Annotated in this window: 18 protein-coding genes; 11 read left to right on the top strand and 7 right to left on the bottom strand. The window is 46.4% G+C overall.

Annotated features, from left to right (window positions below; all coding sequences use genetic code 11):
* Window positions 1-41 precede the first annotated feature (41 nt).
* The 8 genes from SAR116_RS01590 to SAR116_RS01555 all read left to right on the top strand — a co-directional run bounded on the left by SAR116_RS01590 (window position 42) and on the right by SAR116_RS01555 (window position 6,831).
* Complete coding sequence (locus SAR116_RS01590) at window positions 42-758, top strand: GntR family transcriptional regulator (protein WP_013045183.1); 717 nt, start codon at window positions 42-44, stop codon at window positions 756-758.
* 174 nt (window positions 759-932) lie between these two features.
* Window positions 933-1,760, top strand: coding sequence for a transporter substrate-binding domain-containing protein (locus SAR116_RS01585; RefSeq protein WP_013045182.1), 828 nt, complete (start codon window positions 933-935; stop codon window positions 1,758-1,760).
* A gap of 141 nt (window positions 1,761-1,901) precedes the next feature.
* On the top strand, window positions 1,902-2,561 hold the full coding sequence (locus SAR116_RS01580; RefSeq protein ID WP_013045181.1) for an amino acid ABC transporter permease: 660 nt from the start codon (window positions 1,902-1,904) through the stop codon (window positions 2,559-2,561).
* An 8-nt stretch (window positions 2,562-2,569) separates the two neighbouring features.
* Window positions 2,570-3,247: an amino acid ABC transporter permease gene (locus tag SAR116_RS01575; RefSeq protein WP_013045180.1), complete on the top strand. Its 678-nt coding sequence runs from the start codon at window positions 2,570-2,572 to the stop codon at window positions 3,245-3,247.
* On the top strand, window positions 3,240-3,962 hold the full coding sequence (locus SAR116_RS01570) for an amino acid ABC transporter ATP-binding protein (protein WP_013045179.1): 723 nt from the start codon (window positions 3,240-3,242) through the stop codon (window positions 3,960-3,962). Before SAR116_RS01575 ends, SAR116_RS01570 begins: the two co-directional genes overlap by 8 nt.
* A 61-nt stretch (window positions 3,963-4,023) precedes the next feature.
* The gene (locus SAR116_RS01565) at window positions 4,024-5,130 is read left to right on the top strand and encodes a cis-3-hydroxy-L-proline dehydratase (RefSeq protein WP_013045178.1); all 1,107 of its coding nucleotides are present in this window, start codon (window positions 4,024-4,026) and stop codon (window positions 5,128-5,130) included.
* A 32-nt stretch (window positions 5,131-5,162) separates the two neighbouring features.
* Entirely contained in the window at window positions 5,163-6,041 is an 879-nt protein-coding gene (locus SAR116_RS01560; RefSeq protein ID WP_013045177.1) for an NAD(P)-dependent oxidoreductase, read from the top strand.
* A gap of 49 nt (window positions 6,042-6,090) precedes the next feature.
* Window positions 6,091-6,831: an SDR family oxidoreductase gene (locus SAR116_RS01555; protein WP_013045176.1), complete on the top strand. Its 741-nt coding sequence runs from the start codon at window positions 6,091-6,093 to the stop codon at window positions 6,829-6,831.
* A 27-nt stretch (window positions 6,832-6,858) separates the two neighbouring features.
* On the opposite strand, the gene SAR116_RS01550 is transcribed toward SAR116_RS01555, so the two are convergent.
* From SAR116_RS01550 to SAR116_RS01530, 5 genes are all read right to left on the bottom strand, one after another.
* On the bottom strand, window positions 6,859-8,469 hold the full coding sequence (locus tag SAR116_RS01550) for an AMP-binding protein (protein ID WP_013045175.1): 1,611 nt from the start codon (window positions 8,467-8,469) through the stop codon (window positions 6,859-6,861).
* A gap of 87 nt (window positions 8,470-8,556) precedes the next feature.
* Window positions 8,557-8,946 (bottom strand): rhodanese-like domain-containing protein, encoded by a 390-nt coding sequence (locus SAR116_RS01545; protein ID WP_013045174.1) that lies wholly within the window; start codon window positions 8,944-8,946, stop codon window positions 8,557-8,559.
* A gap of 122 nt (window positions 8,947-9,068) precedes the next feature.
* Window positions 9,069-9,527, bottom strand: a complete 459-nt coding sequence (locus SAR116_RS01540) for a CoA-binding protein (protein ID WP_013045173.1) — start codon at window positions 9,525-9,527, stop codon at window positions 9,069-9,071.
* On the bottom strand, window positions 9,524-9,889 hold the full coding sequence (locus tag SAR116_RS01535) for a 2Fe-2S iron-sulfur cluster-binding protein (protein WP_013045172.1): 366 nt from the start codon (window positions 9,887-9,889) through the stop codon (window positions 9,524-9,526). Before SAR116_RS01535 ends, SAR116_RS01540 begins: the two co-directional genes overlap by 4 nt.
* Entirely contained in the window at window positions 9,886-11,241 is a 1,356-nt protein-coding gene (locus SAR116_RS01530; RefSeq protein WP_013045171.1) for a selenium-binding family protein, read from the bottom strand. Before SAR116_RS01530 ends, SAR116_RS01535 begins: the two co-directional genes overlap by 4 nt.
* A gap of 72 nt (window positions 11,242-11,313) precedes the next feature.
* Between SAR116_RS01530 and SAR116_RS01525 the strand changes: the two genes are divergently transcribed.
* From SAR116_RS01525 to SAR116_RS01515, 3 genes are all read left to right on the top strand, one after another.
* Window positions 11,314-12,075: an IclR family transcriptional regulator gene (locus SAR116_RS01525; RefSeq protein ID WP_013045170.1), complete on the top strand. Its 762-nt coding sequence runs from the start codon at window positions 11,314-11,316 to the stop codon at window positions 12,073-12,075.
* A 194-nt stretch (window positions 12,076-12,269) separates the two neighbouring features.
* On the top strand, window positions 12,270-13,085 hold the full coding sequence (locus SAR116_RS01520; protein ID WP_238531162.1) for an MBL fold metallo-hydrolase: 816 nt from the start codon (window positions 12,270-12,272) through the stop codon (window positions 13,083-13,085).
* A gap of 115 nt (window positions 13,086-13,200) precedes the next feature.
* Window positions 13,201-13,395, top strand: a complete 195-nt coding sequence (locus SAR116_RS01515; protein WP_013045168.1) for a hypothetical protein — start codon at window positions 13,201-13,203, stop codon at window positions 13,393-13,395.
* Window positions 13,396-13,414: 19 nt separating this feature from the next.
* On the opposite strand, the gene SAR116_RS01510 is transcribed toward SAR116_RS01515, so the two are convergent.
* Together SAR116_RS01510 and SAR116_RS01505 are read right to left on the bottom strand one after the other, a co-directional pair.
* Entirely contained in the window at window positions 13,415-14,581 is a 1,167-nt protein-coding gene (locus tag SAR116_RS01510; protein WP_013045167.1) for a hypothetical protein, read from the bottom strand.
* The gene (locus SAR116_RS01505) at window positions 14,578-15,363 is read right to left on the bottom strand and encodes an outer membrane lipoprotein-sorting protein (protein WP_041860700.1); all 786 of its coding nucleotides are present in this window, start codon (window positions 15,361-15,363) and stop codon (window positions 14,578-14,580) included. Before SAR116_RS01505 ends, SAR116_RS01510 begins: the two co-directional genes overlap by 4 nt.
* Between the last annotated feature and the right edge of the window lie 25 nt (window positions 15,364-15,388).

Here is a 15,388-nt window from a genome sequence, read left to right as displayed (position 1 = left end):
AGTAGAATAAGGATAATGAGTTTAAGGAACGCATTTAAATAATGAAAAACGGACCCACACGAAAACGTGGCGATAGCGCCAAATTTGTTTATCAACATTTACGAGAATCGATAATTTGTCTTGAGTTGGCACCTGGCGAATTGCTTGATGAAGCCAGTCTAAGCTCGCGCTTTTTAATGTCGCGATCGCCTATCCGTGAAGCCCTTATTCGGCTCTCAATGGAAGGTCTTGTTCATACCTTGCCAAATAAGAATTCTGTCGTGGCGCCGTTGGGGCTGGACACCCTTCCCGATTATTTGGATGCGCTGGAATTGATCCAGCGTCTGGTAACGCGCCTAGCTGCGCAATTTCGCACCGAAGACGATCTGGAATTTATGCGCGCTAAACAAATAGAGTTTAGAAATGCCTTAGCGCAAGCCGATTTTGCCCTCATGATCGATTCAAACCGTGAATTTCATATGGCCATCAGCAAAGCGGCGCGGAATAAATACTTTGATTTTCTATATTCACGCCTTCTCGATGATGGCAAACGCATGCTGTATCTATATTTTAACTCGTTTTTTGAAGGCGTACCCGACTCGGTCGCCGATGAACATGACTTAATAATAGATGCAATCGAGAACAAAGATGCTGACCGGGCTGAAACCCTCGCCAAAGCGCACGCCATTGATGTGGCTACAAAGTTTTTGAACTATCTGAATGACCGCCACTCAACAGACTTTGATATTCGCGTCAAACCGCGTGATGGTCAAAGTTAAACGCTTTTACTTATCCTGTTTCCTGTCCCGTTCGTATCATAAGTATTCTTAACATCCTCGCAGAAGCGGCTTTTTATTCAGCACATTTTTAAAATCAAAAAGATTGTCGACATAAAGTCGACATGCTACGGTTTAAAAAATTGTCCAAACTCAAAACCTAATCAGGAGAGTGAAATGAGAACCAAGAATTTTATTAACAAGATGGCTGTTTGTGCATCACTAGCTTTATCGTTGGCTTTGACAACTGGAACAGTAGCACAAGCTGATAAGTTAGATGACGTGATTGATAACGGCAAAGTCCGTTGTGGTGTTGTTTTGGACTTTCCACCCATTGGATATCGCGATGCCAATAATGAGCCAGCTGGCTTTGACGTCGAGTATTGTAAAGATTTGGCCACAGCCATGGATGTTGATTACGAAATCATCCCACTGACCTGGGCTGAGAGATTGCCAAGTATCGTATCAAACCGCGCTGATGTGGTTTTTGGCGGCACATCCGATACGCTTGAGCGTGCCAAGACAGTCGGTTTCACCATTCCTTATGCGATCTATTATGCACAAGCAGTGGTGACAAAAGAGTCAGGCATCACAAGCTTTGCCGATATGAAAGGCAAGCGTGTTGGTGCAGCTGTTGGTACCGTTCCTGAGATTGAGTTTTTGAAAATTGCCAAAGAATGGGGTACGGAAAATCTGTATCAAGGCTTCCAAAGCGAAAATGAAGTTTTCCTGGCTGTTGCCCAAGGCAAGATTGATGCAGGCATCACAACAAACACTGCTGTTAAGCCTATCACCAATCAATATGACACAATTGTCGCTGGCCCGAGAATGCCATGGACAACAGATTACACATCAGTGGTTGGCCCGCGCAAAGATTTTGGCTGGTTGAACTATCTTAATCTGTTTGTAACACAGCAGGTGCGGTCAGGTCGTTATCAGGAACTGTGGGGCAAATATGTCGGCGGTGAAGCACCTGAGCTACGCATCCCAGGCGTTATGTACTAGATCTATGCGATCAATGATGGCTAATGTGATTATAGCCTGATTTCCAAATAATTGTTGCCTGCCACGGTGGGCAACAATCTATTCTTTATAGTAAATTAATCATTTTGTTAACTCATCACTTTTGACGCAACGGTCATTTCTATGGATTATAATTTTCATTGGCGACCCGTTTTTCGCAAACTTGACCAGCTTATAGCTGCCGGTTTGGTAACTATGGAAGTTGCCATGCTAGCCATGTTGTGTGGCATTTTGATTGGCATGGCTTTGGCTTTAATGAAAATGTATGGGAACCGTCCCATGCGCGCTTTTGCCTATGGCTGGATTGAAATTGCCCGAAATACACCAGCCTTGTTGCAATTGTTTTTCTTTGGCTTTGGTCTTGGTGCTTTGGGTATTCATCTCAGCCCCTTTTTAATCGTGCTATTTGGCTTATCCTTCAATAATGCTGGTTATCTAGCCGAAACCTTTCGTGGTGGCTTTAACGCCATACCTAACACTCAAATTCGGGCGGCACGTTCATTAGGCATGTCCATTACACAAACCTATTTGCGCATCGCGATTCCACAGGTTTTTCGTATCGTTTACCATCCCATGACAAATCAGCTTGTATGGTCTGTATTAATGAGTTCTCTGGGCATGTTGGTCGGCTTCCGCGAACTATCGGGCGAAACCCAGTTCCTTGCGTTTAAGACATTTCGCATTTTTGAATATTTTCTAGCCGCCGCCATTATATATTACGCGATCGTCAAGATTATCTTGGGCTTATCGTGGATTATTGGCCGCCGGTTATTTAGATATTAGGGGCACCAATGGAAACTTCAGCAGCCCCAACCATCGCATTCTTTACCGCTTTCAAGGCGTCAGACTTTTTGTTTCTGGGTGAAGCCGCAATGCGAACCTTGATGATTTCGGTGATTGCCATATCTTCGGGTAGTTTACTTGGCGTTATCTTTGGATGGATTCTAGCCGAATTTAATCGCTATTTAACAGCTATTTTAAATCTGATACTGGATGTGTTTCGAAGCGTGCCACTCATCATCCAGCTAATTCTGTTCTATAATTTTTTTCCGATTATCGGTTTGCCACTATCGCCGTTCATGGCAGGTACAATCGTGCTAATAGTCTATACCGCCGCCTTGGTCGCGCAGGTCGCACGAAGCGGTGTAGAAGCAACCCCCTTGCCGATGCGCCGTGCAGCTCGCTCGCTTGGCATGACGTATTTTCAAGACATTCGTTACGTCGTATTTCCGATCGGGTTACGTGCGGTTCTTCCAGCTTGGACAGGAGTGGCGCTAGGTGTGTTGAAGGACTCGGCATTAGTGTCAGTGCTTGGTTATGTCGAACTACTTCGCGCTTCACAAATATTGGTTACCCGGACACAGGAACCTTTTATTATTTTGGCAGTTGTTGGTGGCTTTTATTTTATGCTGTCATATCCAATTGCACGTATCACCGACCGCTTAGAAAAGAGGTGGCAATATGATTGAAATTAAAAACCTTAGAAAATCCTTTGGTGAGCTTGAAGTTCTGAAAGGCGTAGATCTGACCGTTCAGCAAGGCGAGGTGATTTCGATCATTGGAGCCAGTGGTTCAGGCAAATCAACTTTGCTTTATTGTATAAATGGGCTTGAGGACATTCAAAGCGGACAGATACTTGTCGATGGTGTTGATGTTCATTCAAAATCAACTGACATGAATAAACTACGCCAGAAAATTGGAATGGTTTTTCAGCAATATAACGCCTTTCCGCATTTGACAACGCTTGAAAATGTGGCCTTGGCTCCAAAAATTGTACTTGGCAAATCCAAACCTGAGTCAGAAGAAATTGCTAAGGCGCAGTTAGAGCATGTTGGTCTAGGCGATAAGTTTGATGTGTATCCAAGCCGGATGTCAGGTGGTCAGCAACAACGTCTTGCGATCGCGCGCGCTTTGGCTATGGAACCACGCTATATGCTATTTGACGAGGTTACATCCGCGCTTGATCCAGAACTGGTTGGTGAGGTTTTGGACACAATGCGGTTATTGAGTGATGCAGGTATGACTATGCTTGTGGTTACACATGAAATTGGATTTGCACGCGATGTTTCTGATCGTGTGGCTTATGTGCATGAAGGCCTGATCGAAGAAATTGGCCCACCATCACAAGTTATTGCAAACCCAAAAAGTGCACATGCAAAGCGGTTTCTGTCCAATGTCACTTAGTGATTTATAATCGACTAATCACCTTTGTGACGGATAATTCATATTAGGAAAGTTTGCAACAATGGCTAGTATCAAAGAAATTCGTGTCTATCAGGTTGACTTACCACTCAAAGAAGGCCGCTATTCATGGGCCGACGGTAAATATGTCGAAACCTTTGACTCAACAGTGATTGAACTTGAAACTGATGCGGGCATTACGGGTGTTGGCGAAGTCTGTCCTCTGGGGCCGTTTTATCTACCCGCTTATGGCCCCGGTGTCCGCACTGGCATCGCCGAACTGGCACCACATCTAATTGGTCAGGATGCCACCGCGATACAGCGTATTAACGATATCATGGATCGCGCCTTATTGGGGCACCCCTATGTTAAGTCACCTATTGATATGGCTTGCTGGGATATTTTAGGCCAGCAAACCGGAAAATCGGTTTGTGATCTGATGGGCGGTCGTGATGGCGAAAGTGTTGCCCTATATCGCGCTATTACCCAACTACCTGCTGATGAAATGGCCGCCAATGTGCAAAAATACCGAGATGAAGGCTATACGAAATTCCAGCTAAAGGTTGGTGGCAATGCTAATGATGATATTGCGCGTTGTTTTGCCACCCGCAATGTGATGGCCACAGATGAGGTATTGGTAGCTGATGCCAATACAGGCTGGTCAGTGACGGATGCGCGGCGTGTGGTCAATGCAGTACGTGAGCTTGACATATATATCGAGCAACCATGCCCTAACTATGATCATTGCGTCAGCATTCGGCGACTAACACCATTACCATTTATTCTGGATGAAAATATCGATGGGCTGGCCATGTTCCTGCGCGCTTATGGTGATCAAGCAATGGATGCCATCAATTTGAAAATTTCAAAGGTTGGCGGCTTGACCAAGGCACGCCAGATTAGGGATTTATGCGTCGCACTTGGCATTCCTATGACAATTGAAGATTCGTGGGGCGGGGACGTAACCACCGCGGCGATTGCCCATCTGGCACATTCGACCAATCAGAATTACCGCTTCTCATCGACCGATTTCAACAGTTATGTCACCGTATCAGTAGCGCAGAATCCGCCTGAGCGAATTAATGGCACCTTAACCGCTAGCGATGAACCCGGCCTTGGTATAAGCCTTGACAAGGCTAAGTTGGGAGCACCCATTGCGGTATTTAAATAGTCAGTCTAGGCGATGAAATAGGTCCTGATCATATGAAACCGATTGATATGACACATCGCTTTGAGATTGGCTTTATCGGTGCTGGCATCATGGGAAAAGGCATGGTTCAAAACCTGCTTAAAGCCGGACGTGAGGTCTCTATTATAGCCAATAAAAACCGAGCACCTATTGAAGAACTTGTTGCTATGGGAGCGCATGAAGCTTTGTCGTTAGCTGACATGGCACGCCACTGCTCCCACATCATTCTATGTTTACCAAATTCGAAAACAGCTATGTCGGTGTGCAGTGATCTTCTTCCCCTCCTCGCGCCTACCAGTATGATTGTGGATTGCACCACTAATGAAGCCGCAACAGTATTGACGCTCGCTGAACAAGCGCGCTCTGTCAAACTGCGATATGTAGAAGCACCGCTAACAGGCGGCCAACAACAGGCAGCCGAGGCCATGCTGGGGGCAATTGTCGGATGTGATGCTGATGATTTTGCGTTGGCCAGTGAACTGCTGTCGCCTTGTTGTGCGCAGATAGAACGTATGGGCGATGTTGGTATGGGCGCAACAACTAAACTCATATCAAATTTTCTGGCATTGGGTACAGCTACCTTGGTTGTTGAGGCTATGAAAGCAGCCTATGAGCTTGGCGTTGATTGGGAAAAGTTTTATAGCCTTGCATCCAAAGGATCGGGGCATTCGATGAGCCTTGACCGGATTGCGCCCAAAGCGATTGCTGGTTCGCATGACGGATATGTCTTTACTATTGGTAACACTGTCAAAGACATGGAATATATTTCGGCATTATTGGATGATCACCCTGATGCAGGTGCAATTGCACGGTTATTTTTACGTATTTATAAGGATGCCGAAAATGCGGGCATGCAAGACGCATTTCTAAGCAAACGGTTGAAACCTGACTAGGCTGGCATGGTAATGGATTGTTTTAAATATTTCTTAGGGAGTCATTGTGATGGATAGATTGTTAGGCAAAAAGGTTCTGATAACTGCTGCAGGTCAAGGCATGGGACGCGCGGCTGCTCTGGCAATGGCCGCCGAAGGTGCCCAAGTATTTGCGACTGATATAAATGTCAACACATTGGAAACTTTAGCACGAGAAAACAATGCAATAGAAACATTTCAACTTGATGTTCTGGATCCCGTTGCTATTGCCAAAGCGCCTGAACGAACAGGCATCTTGACGACTTTGTTCAATTGCGCTGGTTTTGTTCATAACGGAACCATCATGGATATGTCCGAAGATGATTGGGATTTTTCCTTTGGCTTGAATGTTCGATCGCAATTCCGTCTTATTCGGGCTTATCTTCCGGGGATGCTTGAACAGCAAGATGGGTCGATCATAAACATGGCCTCAGTCGCATCGTCGATTAAGGGCGCGCCAAACCGCTGTCTTTATGGGTCAACAAAAGCGGCTATTCTTGGCCTGACACGGGCTGTTGCTGCAGATTATGTTGGCCAAGGCATTCGATGTAACGCCCTGTGTCCAGGCACTATCATGACGCCATCTTTAGAAGAGCGTATGCGCGCTACTGGAAATTATGAAGATGCCAAAATTCAGTTTCTGGCGCGCCAGCCGATTGGGCGGTTTGCAACCGCCGATGAAGTGGCAGGCATTCTTATTCACCTTGCCAGTGACGAGTCAAAATTCACCACAGGCACGTTTCAAATTGTCGATGGAGGATGGAGTCTTTAACCAAGGAGGGTTTGCCTCTTGATGCAATCAAAGCTTTTGGCGAACCTGGTCGCGGAGTTCATTTTTGCGGATTTTCCCAGTCGTGGTTTTGGGTAATTCGCCAAAGATCACTTTCTTTGGACATTGGTATCCAGCAAGGCCTTCTCTTGCATGCGCAAGTAATTCTGCTTCCGATGCTTGACCTGACAACTCGACAAAAGCACAAGGTACTTCACCCCATTTTTCATCAGGCATCGCCACCACCGCAACAAGGCTCACGGCTGGATGCGAATAGAGAGCTTTTTCAACCTCAATGGATGAGATGTTCTCGCCTCCCGAAATGATGATATCTTTAGACCGGTCACGTATCTCGATATAACCGTCGGCGTGCTGCACGGCTATATCGCCAGACCAGAACCACCCCCCCCTAAACGCCTTGGCTGTTTCCACTGGATCCTTCAAATATCCCTTCATGACAATATTGCCACGAAACGCAACTTCGCCCAACGTTTCACCATCCCACGCGACAGGAACAGATGTTTCAGGATTTAAGACCAGCACATCCTCTTCCAACTCATAAGCCACGCCTTGCCTTGCTTTCAATTCAGCCTGCTTCTCAGGTGCAAGCCTTGCCCAAACAGGTTTTTCCGCACACACAACGGCAGGTCCATAGACCTCAGTCAATCCATAGACATGTGTAATTGATATGCCCAGCGCCTCTATCCCTTGAATCACGCTGGCAGGCGGTGGTGCTGCCGCAGTCATCATTTTGATCTTTTGCGAAAACTTCCGCTTTTCTGATGCGCTCAATATCATTGACATGATAATGGGGGCACCACAAAGATGCGTGACCTTATAATCAACAAACGCATCATAGATAGCATCAGCTCTTGGCGCCCTCAAAAATACATGCGTGCCAGCAAGCAGGGTGATTGTCCACGGAAAGCACCAGCCATTACAATGAAATAGTGGTAATGTCCAAAGATACACAGGGTGATGCGGCATTTCCCATGTGACCACATTATTGACAGCATTCATCCACGAACCACGATGAGAATATACGACACCCTTGGGTCGCCCTGTGGTACCAGACGTATAGTTCAATGCCAGCGCGTCCCATTCATCATCTGGCAAACAATATGGAAAATTCGGGTCGCCTTCGGCCAAAAGTGCGTCATATGTTAGCGCGCCAATCTTATCCCCGCCTGGCCCTTCACTGTCTTCAATATCGATGATAAGTAAATCACGATCGGATTGCGCAACGGCTTTTGCGGCCACGTCTGAAAATTCCGTATCGACGAACAAAACTTTAGCTTCACCATGCTCCAGAATATAGGCAATCGTGCCTGCATCCAGTTTGGTATTATTCGCGTTCAAAACAGCACCCAGCATAGGCATAGCCAGTGCACACTCAAGTGCTTCGGGAATATTCGGGGCAATCAAAGCAACAGTATCTCCCTTGCCAATATTACGCTTGGCCAAGGCCGAAGCAAGCCGCTTACAACGTTCAGCCACCTCACCCCAATTACGCCGGATGCGCCCATGAATTTGCGCTGTTAGTTCTGGATGCACACGTTCTACACGTTTAAGGATCGAAACGGGTGACAAAGCGGCATGATTAGCAGCATCGCGTGCTAGCTCAGGATTATCGTAAATCATATAAGCTCCAATAAGGCATTGCTTCACACCCTTTAGTTTTGGAAACCGAGGCCGTTTCCTGACTTAAAATCCATTGGCCCAGAGGTTTTATGACAACACGCCACCAGCTTTCTTCCAAGCACCAACACCACCAGCCAGATTCACAACAGGCGAGAGCCCCATATCCATGGCTACAAGCGCTGCCATGGCAGATCGCCCCCCAGATGCACAATAAAACACATAGGTCTTATCTTGGTTAAATTCGGGCTTGTGCACGGGACTTTCCGGATCAATATGAAATTCCATCATGCCACGTGAAGATGCAATAGCCCCCTCAATGATTCCAGTTTTGGCTTGTTCAGTCCCGTCACGCAGATCAACAAAAACGTGATCCGGCGACCCTACCAAATCCATGGCGTCATCGACACTAATTGTGGGCACGGCAGAAATGGCCGCTTTTACAAGGTCTTTTACGCTTTTATTAATGTTCTGAGGCATGTTTGATTTCCTTTTTATTATGGACTTGAACCAATTCATCGCATCGGGGAACGGCCAGATTATTGGCCCACTGCATCCGCAACTACAGACAGACGAAACATAGATTTAAGTGTCGCTTACTATCATATAGCAAGATCAAGACGGGGTTTCCAGAAAGGCCGGAACAACTCGATTTTAGGACAGCGATCCATCACCACCTGCATGCCAGCATCTTCCGCCATCCGTGCCGCCTCATCATTGCGGACGCCGATTTGCCCCCATAATACCTTAGCACCAATAGCAATGGCCTCTTCGGCGATCCCAGGTAAGTCCGCGGGCTTTCGAAACACCTCGACCATATCAACTGGCCGGTCAATTGCGGCCAGGTTTGGATAAACTTTAAGCCCCCTGATCTCGCCCAGACCAAGGCGTGGATTAATGGGTATCATGTCATAGCCAGTTTCATGCAACACCCGCAACACACCATAGCTGAATTTGGTTTTATCGGGACTGGCACCCACCATGGCTATGGTTTTGACTGATGCGAGAATATTTTGCAGATATTCGTGACTATAGGGTTCGTCATGGTTCATATATTTCATTTTTCGGCATCCAAAGGAGTTGCAATATCAGCTTTTAGTTCATGTGGTTGCAAAGGGTCGAGAAACGGGTTGCGATATAATTTATCATGGCTTTCAACCCCAATTTCCAGCGTGCAGTCGGTTTTGGCGCGCGCAACACATAGGATGACATAGCCATTGTTTAACTGCCAATTATTAAGCGCCACCTGAGCGCGCTGGTCAATTTCACCATCAATCAGCTTGGCCGCACAGGTTATACACCCGCCATATTTGCATCCATAAGGAAGATCAACACCCTGATCACGCAATTCATCAAGCAACGGTTTCCGGCCTTTCACCTGATAAGTTGCATTCTCACGGTTGGCGATGGTGATCATACTCATAGCCAGATATCGCTTGTGCAATCGCCGCCTGGATAGCGGGTTTCATGGCAACGTGACGGGCCATTTGGTTCCTTGCCAAAATCAACGATGAAATTCTCGTTAATTTTCATACCACCATTCTCAACGTCACAGTCAATCATCAACATGACACCACCTTGTGTGCGAATTTCGGGGTAAAATTGGTTGTCCCACGTTGAGAACAGCGACGTGGTGACATACATCCGCTTCCCGTCAAGCGATAGCTGGTACATCTGCGGCCCCCCCGCAACATTGACGCCATTCACAACAGGGGCTTTGCCTAACAACCCTCCCATCCAGACCTGTCCGGTAAGCACAGGATTATGTGGATCAGAGATGTCATATTGGCGCATATCGCCATGCAACCAGTTATTCAGGTAAAGATATTTATCATCCATCGACACAAGAATAGCCGACATCACACCAGGTACAGGTATCGGCCATTCAGGATGCGGCTCATTCTCAACATCGATGATCTTTTCCCATTCCCAAGTGCCCTCGTCAGATTTCCAGAAATGGATAACATTTGCGCTGAGAGCCGCACCGCAAAATCCATGGCTGCTATCTGGATCATGCATGAACTTAACTTCCAGAGGAATAAGACCATCTTCGCCAAGATACATAGTCTCGACCGGCTGTTTCTTTTCAAAATCCCAGATGTGAAGGCGGCGCCCGTATTTAAGATGACCCACTTCTTCAAGGTCAAAACCAGGCATAAAGGTATTGGGAGCTGCCCATTCCGAACTAACCATCACATTATGACGTGGCTGATACCAGAAATCATAACTGAAAGGTATATCACCCATGGAGTTTTCCCACCTGCCAACGATCTCAAACTCTTTATTGAGATGCAGATAGCCACCAGGGGCTTCCCCCTTGGCATCGCCAAGAAAGGAAATAATAATTTCCGATCCCAAACAATGCACGGTGTGCGGGCCTGACAGATTCGTTTTTGATTTGATTTCAGCACCGTCAATGACCTTGTGCAAGCGCGGTGCAAAGGGATCAGTTGCTGTATCGATCACATGAATATTATTTGAACGAACACCCGGCACAAGCAGGTATTTACGACTCATACCAGCGTCATCATGACATGATGAACACGCATTCCAGCCCATATGGTGCAATTCATCGCCAATACCCGGCATTTCAAGACGGTGAATAACCTGCGAATATGTAGGACTATCGGGATCGGCATCTACTGTAGCCAGATAATCCGGCTTCTGGATACCGGTGCCCGTATAGATAGCAATGGTATAAAGGAGTTTTTCACGCGGCGCTTTAATCGCCTCTGCAGGGCTTGCATAACCCGGACCACAGCATAGACCGTCCATATTCACGTTCCTTCCTTGCGATTATCTATAAATTCTTGTAAGATGATAATCGTTTTATCACAAGGAAAAAATATGTATCTTGAGCGCCTAACTATGATCATTGAAGTCGTTGGGCAAAAAGAACTGGCAACAGTGACGGATATTTGCGCCCACACTGAGCTTCCAAAACCTTCGGCATACCGATTGGTTCAAGACCTTGTTGCCATCGGCCTATTAGAGCCTGTAGGTCGCGGGCAATTTGCCATTGGCTCGCGCTTGAAGCGGATAACGCAAAGCGACCAGTCTGACCGTTCTTTACTGGAAACCATTGCCCCCACATTAAAACAAGTAGCCACCCAATTTAGCTGTACGTTTTTCCTGTCCCGACTGCGTGGAAAATCAGTTGAAATCATTCATGTTGAGACCCCTGACACTGGTGTCTCTTATCTTCATCCCGGATTAGGAAAACGCCCCTTGCATGCTTGTTCTTGCTCAAAAGCCGTGGCCGCCTTTTCTACCGACTTGTCTTTATCCTGTCTTGTTGAAGGGCAATTGCGCGCTTACACGGAATTTACATTGACCAATGTTCAGGACTTGAAAACCGAGTTCCAAAGCATACGCGAACGTGGATTTGCAGAATGTGTGGAAGAAATTGAGCGCGGCATGTGCTCGGTAGCTGCCCCCATCGCTCGTACTGGGCCAGGTGCCACCATGTCGATTGGCGCGACAGGGTCAGTGCGCACCTTTACGCCAGCCTTTCGGGAAAAACTTGGGCCCCAAATAACCAAAATAGCCAGTGATATAGCAGCAAACCTGGGTTGGAACATAACAACCGATATCCAAAAAACAGGCTAACCTCGAGGCCCCGCAGAAGAACACCAAACGTAAAATAGAGATACTGTTGATAAAGATGATTGCGTAATTATTTGTGACCACATAGGCTAAAATATCTGTGATATATCAATCGACCAATGGATTATAATGTGGGGATAAATCTAACATTATTAGGCACTAAAGGAGGCCCATCTCTGCGTGGCAAAGGGCCATCAATGATGCCTACATCCTCACATCTTGCCATTGCTGATAAATCAATTGTCATCGATTGTGGGCTTGGCGTTACCTCAGGACTTGTTAACGCCGGCTATAAGTTGACCGATATTACACATATTTTTATTACACATTATCATTCAGACCACTGCCTTGAACTTGGTGCGCTTCTCCATACCGCATGGACCGCTGGTCTTTCGAAACCCGTTCAGGTTTATGGCCCACCAGGACTCGATAAGCTTTGGAATGGATTTCGTCACATGATGACGTTTGACATCGAGCTTCGGATTGTGGATGAAGGCAGACTTCCACTTGATGACATGGTCGCATTCCACACTTACAGCGACGTCAACGCACCTGGTGAGGCCTTCAGCATCATGTATGATGATGATCTGCGCGTGAGCGCAATCAAGAACAACCACCCGCCTATCGTTGAGACCTATGCCCTCAGGTTTGATGCTGGTGATAAAGCCATCACTTTTTCAGGTGACACAACCTATCTAGATGCGATGATTGATTTTGCGAAAAAGAGTGATGTTCTGGTGCATGAAGCCATGCTTTCATCAGGCATTGACTATGTTGTCGGCCAAACCAAAACAGGCAATGAACAACTTCGCAAACATTTGGTGGCGTCCCATACACTTGCCTCGCAAGCTGGCAGTATCGCTAAAGAAGCTGATGTTAAGTGCCTTATGCTAAACCATCTCATTCCCCCTGAAAGAGAAATTAGCAGTGACGATGACTGGCTTGCTGACGTCAAAAATACATTCGACGGCCACTGTTTGATTGGATTTGATGGACTCAAATACACTATTTAGCGTTCATCATCACGCCATTTTAGAACGTGACTTAGAAACAATCTGGATTGGATCAAATGTAAATTACATGGCATATGGCTAGCAGCACCTCCAAAACCGGAATAGATTAAATAGTATGACTGATAATGAAAAAAAGTTAATGCGGTTGAAAGCCGAACAACGCGCCAAGACCATCAAGGATGAGCAACTAAGAACGCTTATCGATAATAGCGCTTCCAGCATTGAAGATAGAATAGCCGCATTCAAAACAGTTATGCAGGCTGATCAGACGCGTTTTAGCTCGGCCATCACCAAAATGATGAAAAAATAACCCTAAACCGCATATAGTTCTAAAAGAATATATTTACCGTCAAGATGACCGCATCATCATCCGATAGCTGACCAAATGCAGATGTGGGCGTGCGCGCATTGTAAAACTGGCTGGTCAGCTTCACACTGGTGGCATCATTGATCCGTCGCGACGCTTCCAAAGAGATGAAGGACTGATCCGCTTTACGATCTGCTGATGCCAGAAACAGGATATTACTGTCTGCAATGTCATTAAACACCAGCCTTACACCCGCAACACCAAATTGATTGGCTGCAGCCTGTGGACGATCATCATGTTGAATTTCACCAATCAAACCAATATCCCACATTGTTTCAAATGGCCCGTAATAAGTATATTCAATGCCCGCTACAGCCGCCGCAAAATCATGCGTGCCTAGTAAACCGGTTTGGGTACCATGAAGGCTTTCCCATTTGAGCAATGTCACATCACCCGTATATTGAGCTTCCAATCCAATTGATTTTTGCAATGCATAATAAGGACTTAATGCACTGCCACCATTGGCGACAGACAAAATGGGATCACGGGCGGTACCGTAAAAAACACTACCCGCGATATCCCAGTCACCAACAAAGCTGGATAAGCGCGCCGCAAAGTCATCTGCACCCTTGCCATCTTTACGTGCATATTGTGCAAAGCTGACCGGCAGTCCACTGCTCGGATGCGCGTCACTGTCATTAAATGTTTTTTCGCGGAAACCAGTAATATACCAAAGTTGCAGGTCACCAATATCTAGATAGCGCTCAGCCGATATAGATGGTGCACCAAGTTTACCTGATTTACCCTCATTTGCGGCGGCATCCGACTGATTAATGACATCAACAACATTTTTACTTTCTGCCTTGCCCCAAAATTCCTGACGATTGCCAACAAAAACATCAAATCCGGCAAAGGGGGTACGAAGATAAGCCTGACGAGCTTCAGTGATCCGGCGACCACTATCTTTTTCATCGCCACGGGCAATGAATTCACCGACAATCCGACTATCGTCAAAATCATGAAAGGCATCGATTTTCACTTCGGCTGAACGCCCTTCTGACGTCGTGCCATCAGCATGATCCGGATAAAAATCCAGCCGCGATGATAGCGTACCGTTGACCTCACCAGCAAAGGCCGGTTGTGCTAGCAACAGGATAATGGCAAAGCTACGAACAGCAAACATCGTCATCGAATTCGTTTCAATGCGGATTTTTCAAAATCACGTTCGGTCATACCGGTCTGCAATTTCCAATCGGCAAACACCAGTTCTGTTGTCTTGCCTGTCTGGTGATTTATCATAACCAAACGGTTAGAACGCCAGTATTTGTCTAGATATTGATTATAATCTTCATAGGTCAAGGTTTTCAAAAGTGCATCTTTGCGGTCATAGAAATCAATTTTATGAACGCGATACTCAGCCTTATCCATCCAGACGATCTGGCGCTTATAACCACTTTTGGGATCAACCGGATCATACTCAACAACAAAACAGTCAAGGCCATTCAACTGTTCATCGCGTAGATAGTTATAGGTGTATTTTTCAACTTCCTGACTGGCGATATCTTCATATGAAAATTCGCTACCCATAAAAGGACCTGCCTTATTTGACGAGGCGATACGCTTCACGCGTTTCAGTGCTGGCAAATATAGCCATTGGTCGTCAGAATCGGCCTTTTTCGTATGCGATAGAAAAGCTGTGCCGCGCACATCACCCGGACTATCAAATATGACCAGAGATTTATCACCTTCATTATCACCCTCAAACGTTCTATTACGGATCGCACGTTCAGTTGATTGGCCATATTTATCCATCAGGATCATTGTCATCTGTGCAGTTGAATCACCAAATCCCTTATCGCGACTATCGGCTTCAATCGCAATCTCAAGTCCTTTTTCAGGCGAGGCAAATGCCCCTGTTGTCAAACAGGCAGAGGCGATAGTGACAATCATGGTTGCAGTAGCGAGTTTCATTTTAGTCTCCTTGGACGACATCATG

It is taken from the genome of Candidatus Puniceispirillum marinum IMCC1322, from assembly GCF_000024465.1.
GTDB classification, from domain to species: Bacteria; Pseudomonadota; Alphaproteobacteria; order Puniceispirillales; family Puniceispirillaceae; genus Puniceispirillum; species Puniceispirillum marinum.
Note: the sequence above shows the minus strand (reverse complement) of the source record. Positions and strands in the feature narration are given on the sequence as shown.

Bases quoted from the DNA above. Each gene is read 5' to 3' on its own strand.
- SAR116_RS01550 (WP_013045175.1), bottom strand. From the start codon at position 8,469: ATGATTTACGATAATCCTGAGCTAGCACGCGATGCTGCTAATCATGCC.
- SAR116_RS01575 (WP_013045180.1), top strand. From the start codon at position 2,570: ATGGAAACTTCAGCAGCCCCAACCATCGCATTCTTTACCGCTTTCAAG.
- SAR116_RS01530 (WP_013045171.1), bottom strand. From the start codon at position 11,241: ATGGACGGTCTATGCTGTGGTCCGGGTTATGCAAGCCCTGCAGAGGCG.
- SAR116_RS01545 (WP_013045174.1), bottom strand. From the start codon at position 8,946: ATGCCTCAGAACATTAATAAAAGCGTAAAAGACCTTGTAAAAGCGGCC.
- SAR116_RS01580 (WP_013045181.1), top strand. From the start codon at position 1,902: ATGGATTATAATTTTCATTGGCGACCCGTTTTTCGCAAACTTGACCAG.
- SAR116_RS01565 (WP_013045178.1), top strand. From the start codon at position 4,024: ATGGCTAGTATCAAAGAAATTCGTGTCTATCAGGTTGACTTACCACTC.
- SAR116_RS01505 (WP_041860700.1), bottom strand. From the start codon at position 15,363: ATGAAACTCGCTACTGCAACCATGATTGTCACTATCGCCTCTGCCTGT.
- SAR116_RS01520 (WP_238531162.1), top strand. From the start codon at position 12,270: ATGATGCCTACATCCTCACATCTTGCCATTGCTGATAAATCAATTGTC.
- SAR116_RS01555 (WP_013045176.1), top strand. From the start codon at position 6,091: ATGGATAGATTGTTAGGCAAAAAGGTTCTGATAACTGCTGCAGGTCAA.
- SAR116_RS01585 (WP_013045182.1), top strand. From the start codon at position 933: ATGAGAACCAAGAATTTTATTAACAAGATGGCTGTTTGTGCATCACTA.
- SAR116_RS01535 (WP_013045172.1), bottom strand. From the start codon at position 9,889: ATGAGTATGATCACCATCGCCAACCGTGAGAATGCAACTTATCAGGTG.
- SAR116_RS01560 (WP_013045177.1), top strand. From the start codon at position 5,163: ATGAAACCGATTGATATGACACATCGCTTTGAGATTGGCTTTATCGGT.
- SAR116_RS01540 (WP_013045173.1), bottom strand. From the start codon at position 9,527: ATGAAATATATGAACCATGACGAACCCTATAGTCACGAATATCTGCAA.
- SAR116_RS01570 (WP_013045179.1), top strand. From the start codon at position 3,240: ATGATTGAAATTAAAAACCTTAGAAAATCCTTTGGTGAGCTTGAAGTT.
- SAR116_RS01590 (WP_013045183.1), top strand. From the start codon at position 42: ATGAAAAACGGACCCACACGAAAACGTGGCGATAGCGCCAAATTTGTT.
- SAR116_RS01510 (WP_013045167.1), bottom strand. From the start codon at position 14,581: ATGACGATGTTTGCTGTTCGTAGCTTTGCCATTATCCTGTTGCTAGCA.
- SAR116_RS01525 (WP_013045170.1), top strand. From the start codon at position 11,314: ATGTATCTTGAGCGCCTAACTATGATCATTGAAGTCGTTGGGCAAAAA.
- SAR116_RS01515 (WP_013045168.1), top strand. From the start codon at position 13,201: ATGACTGATAATGAAAAAAAGTTAATGCGGTTGAAAGCCGAACAACGC.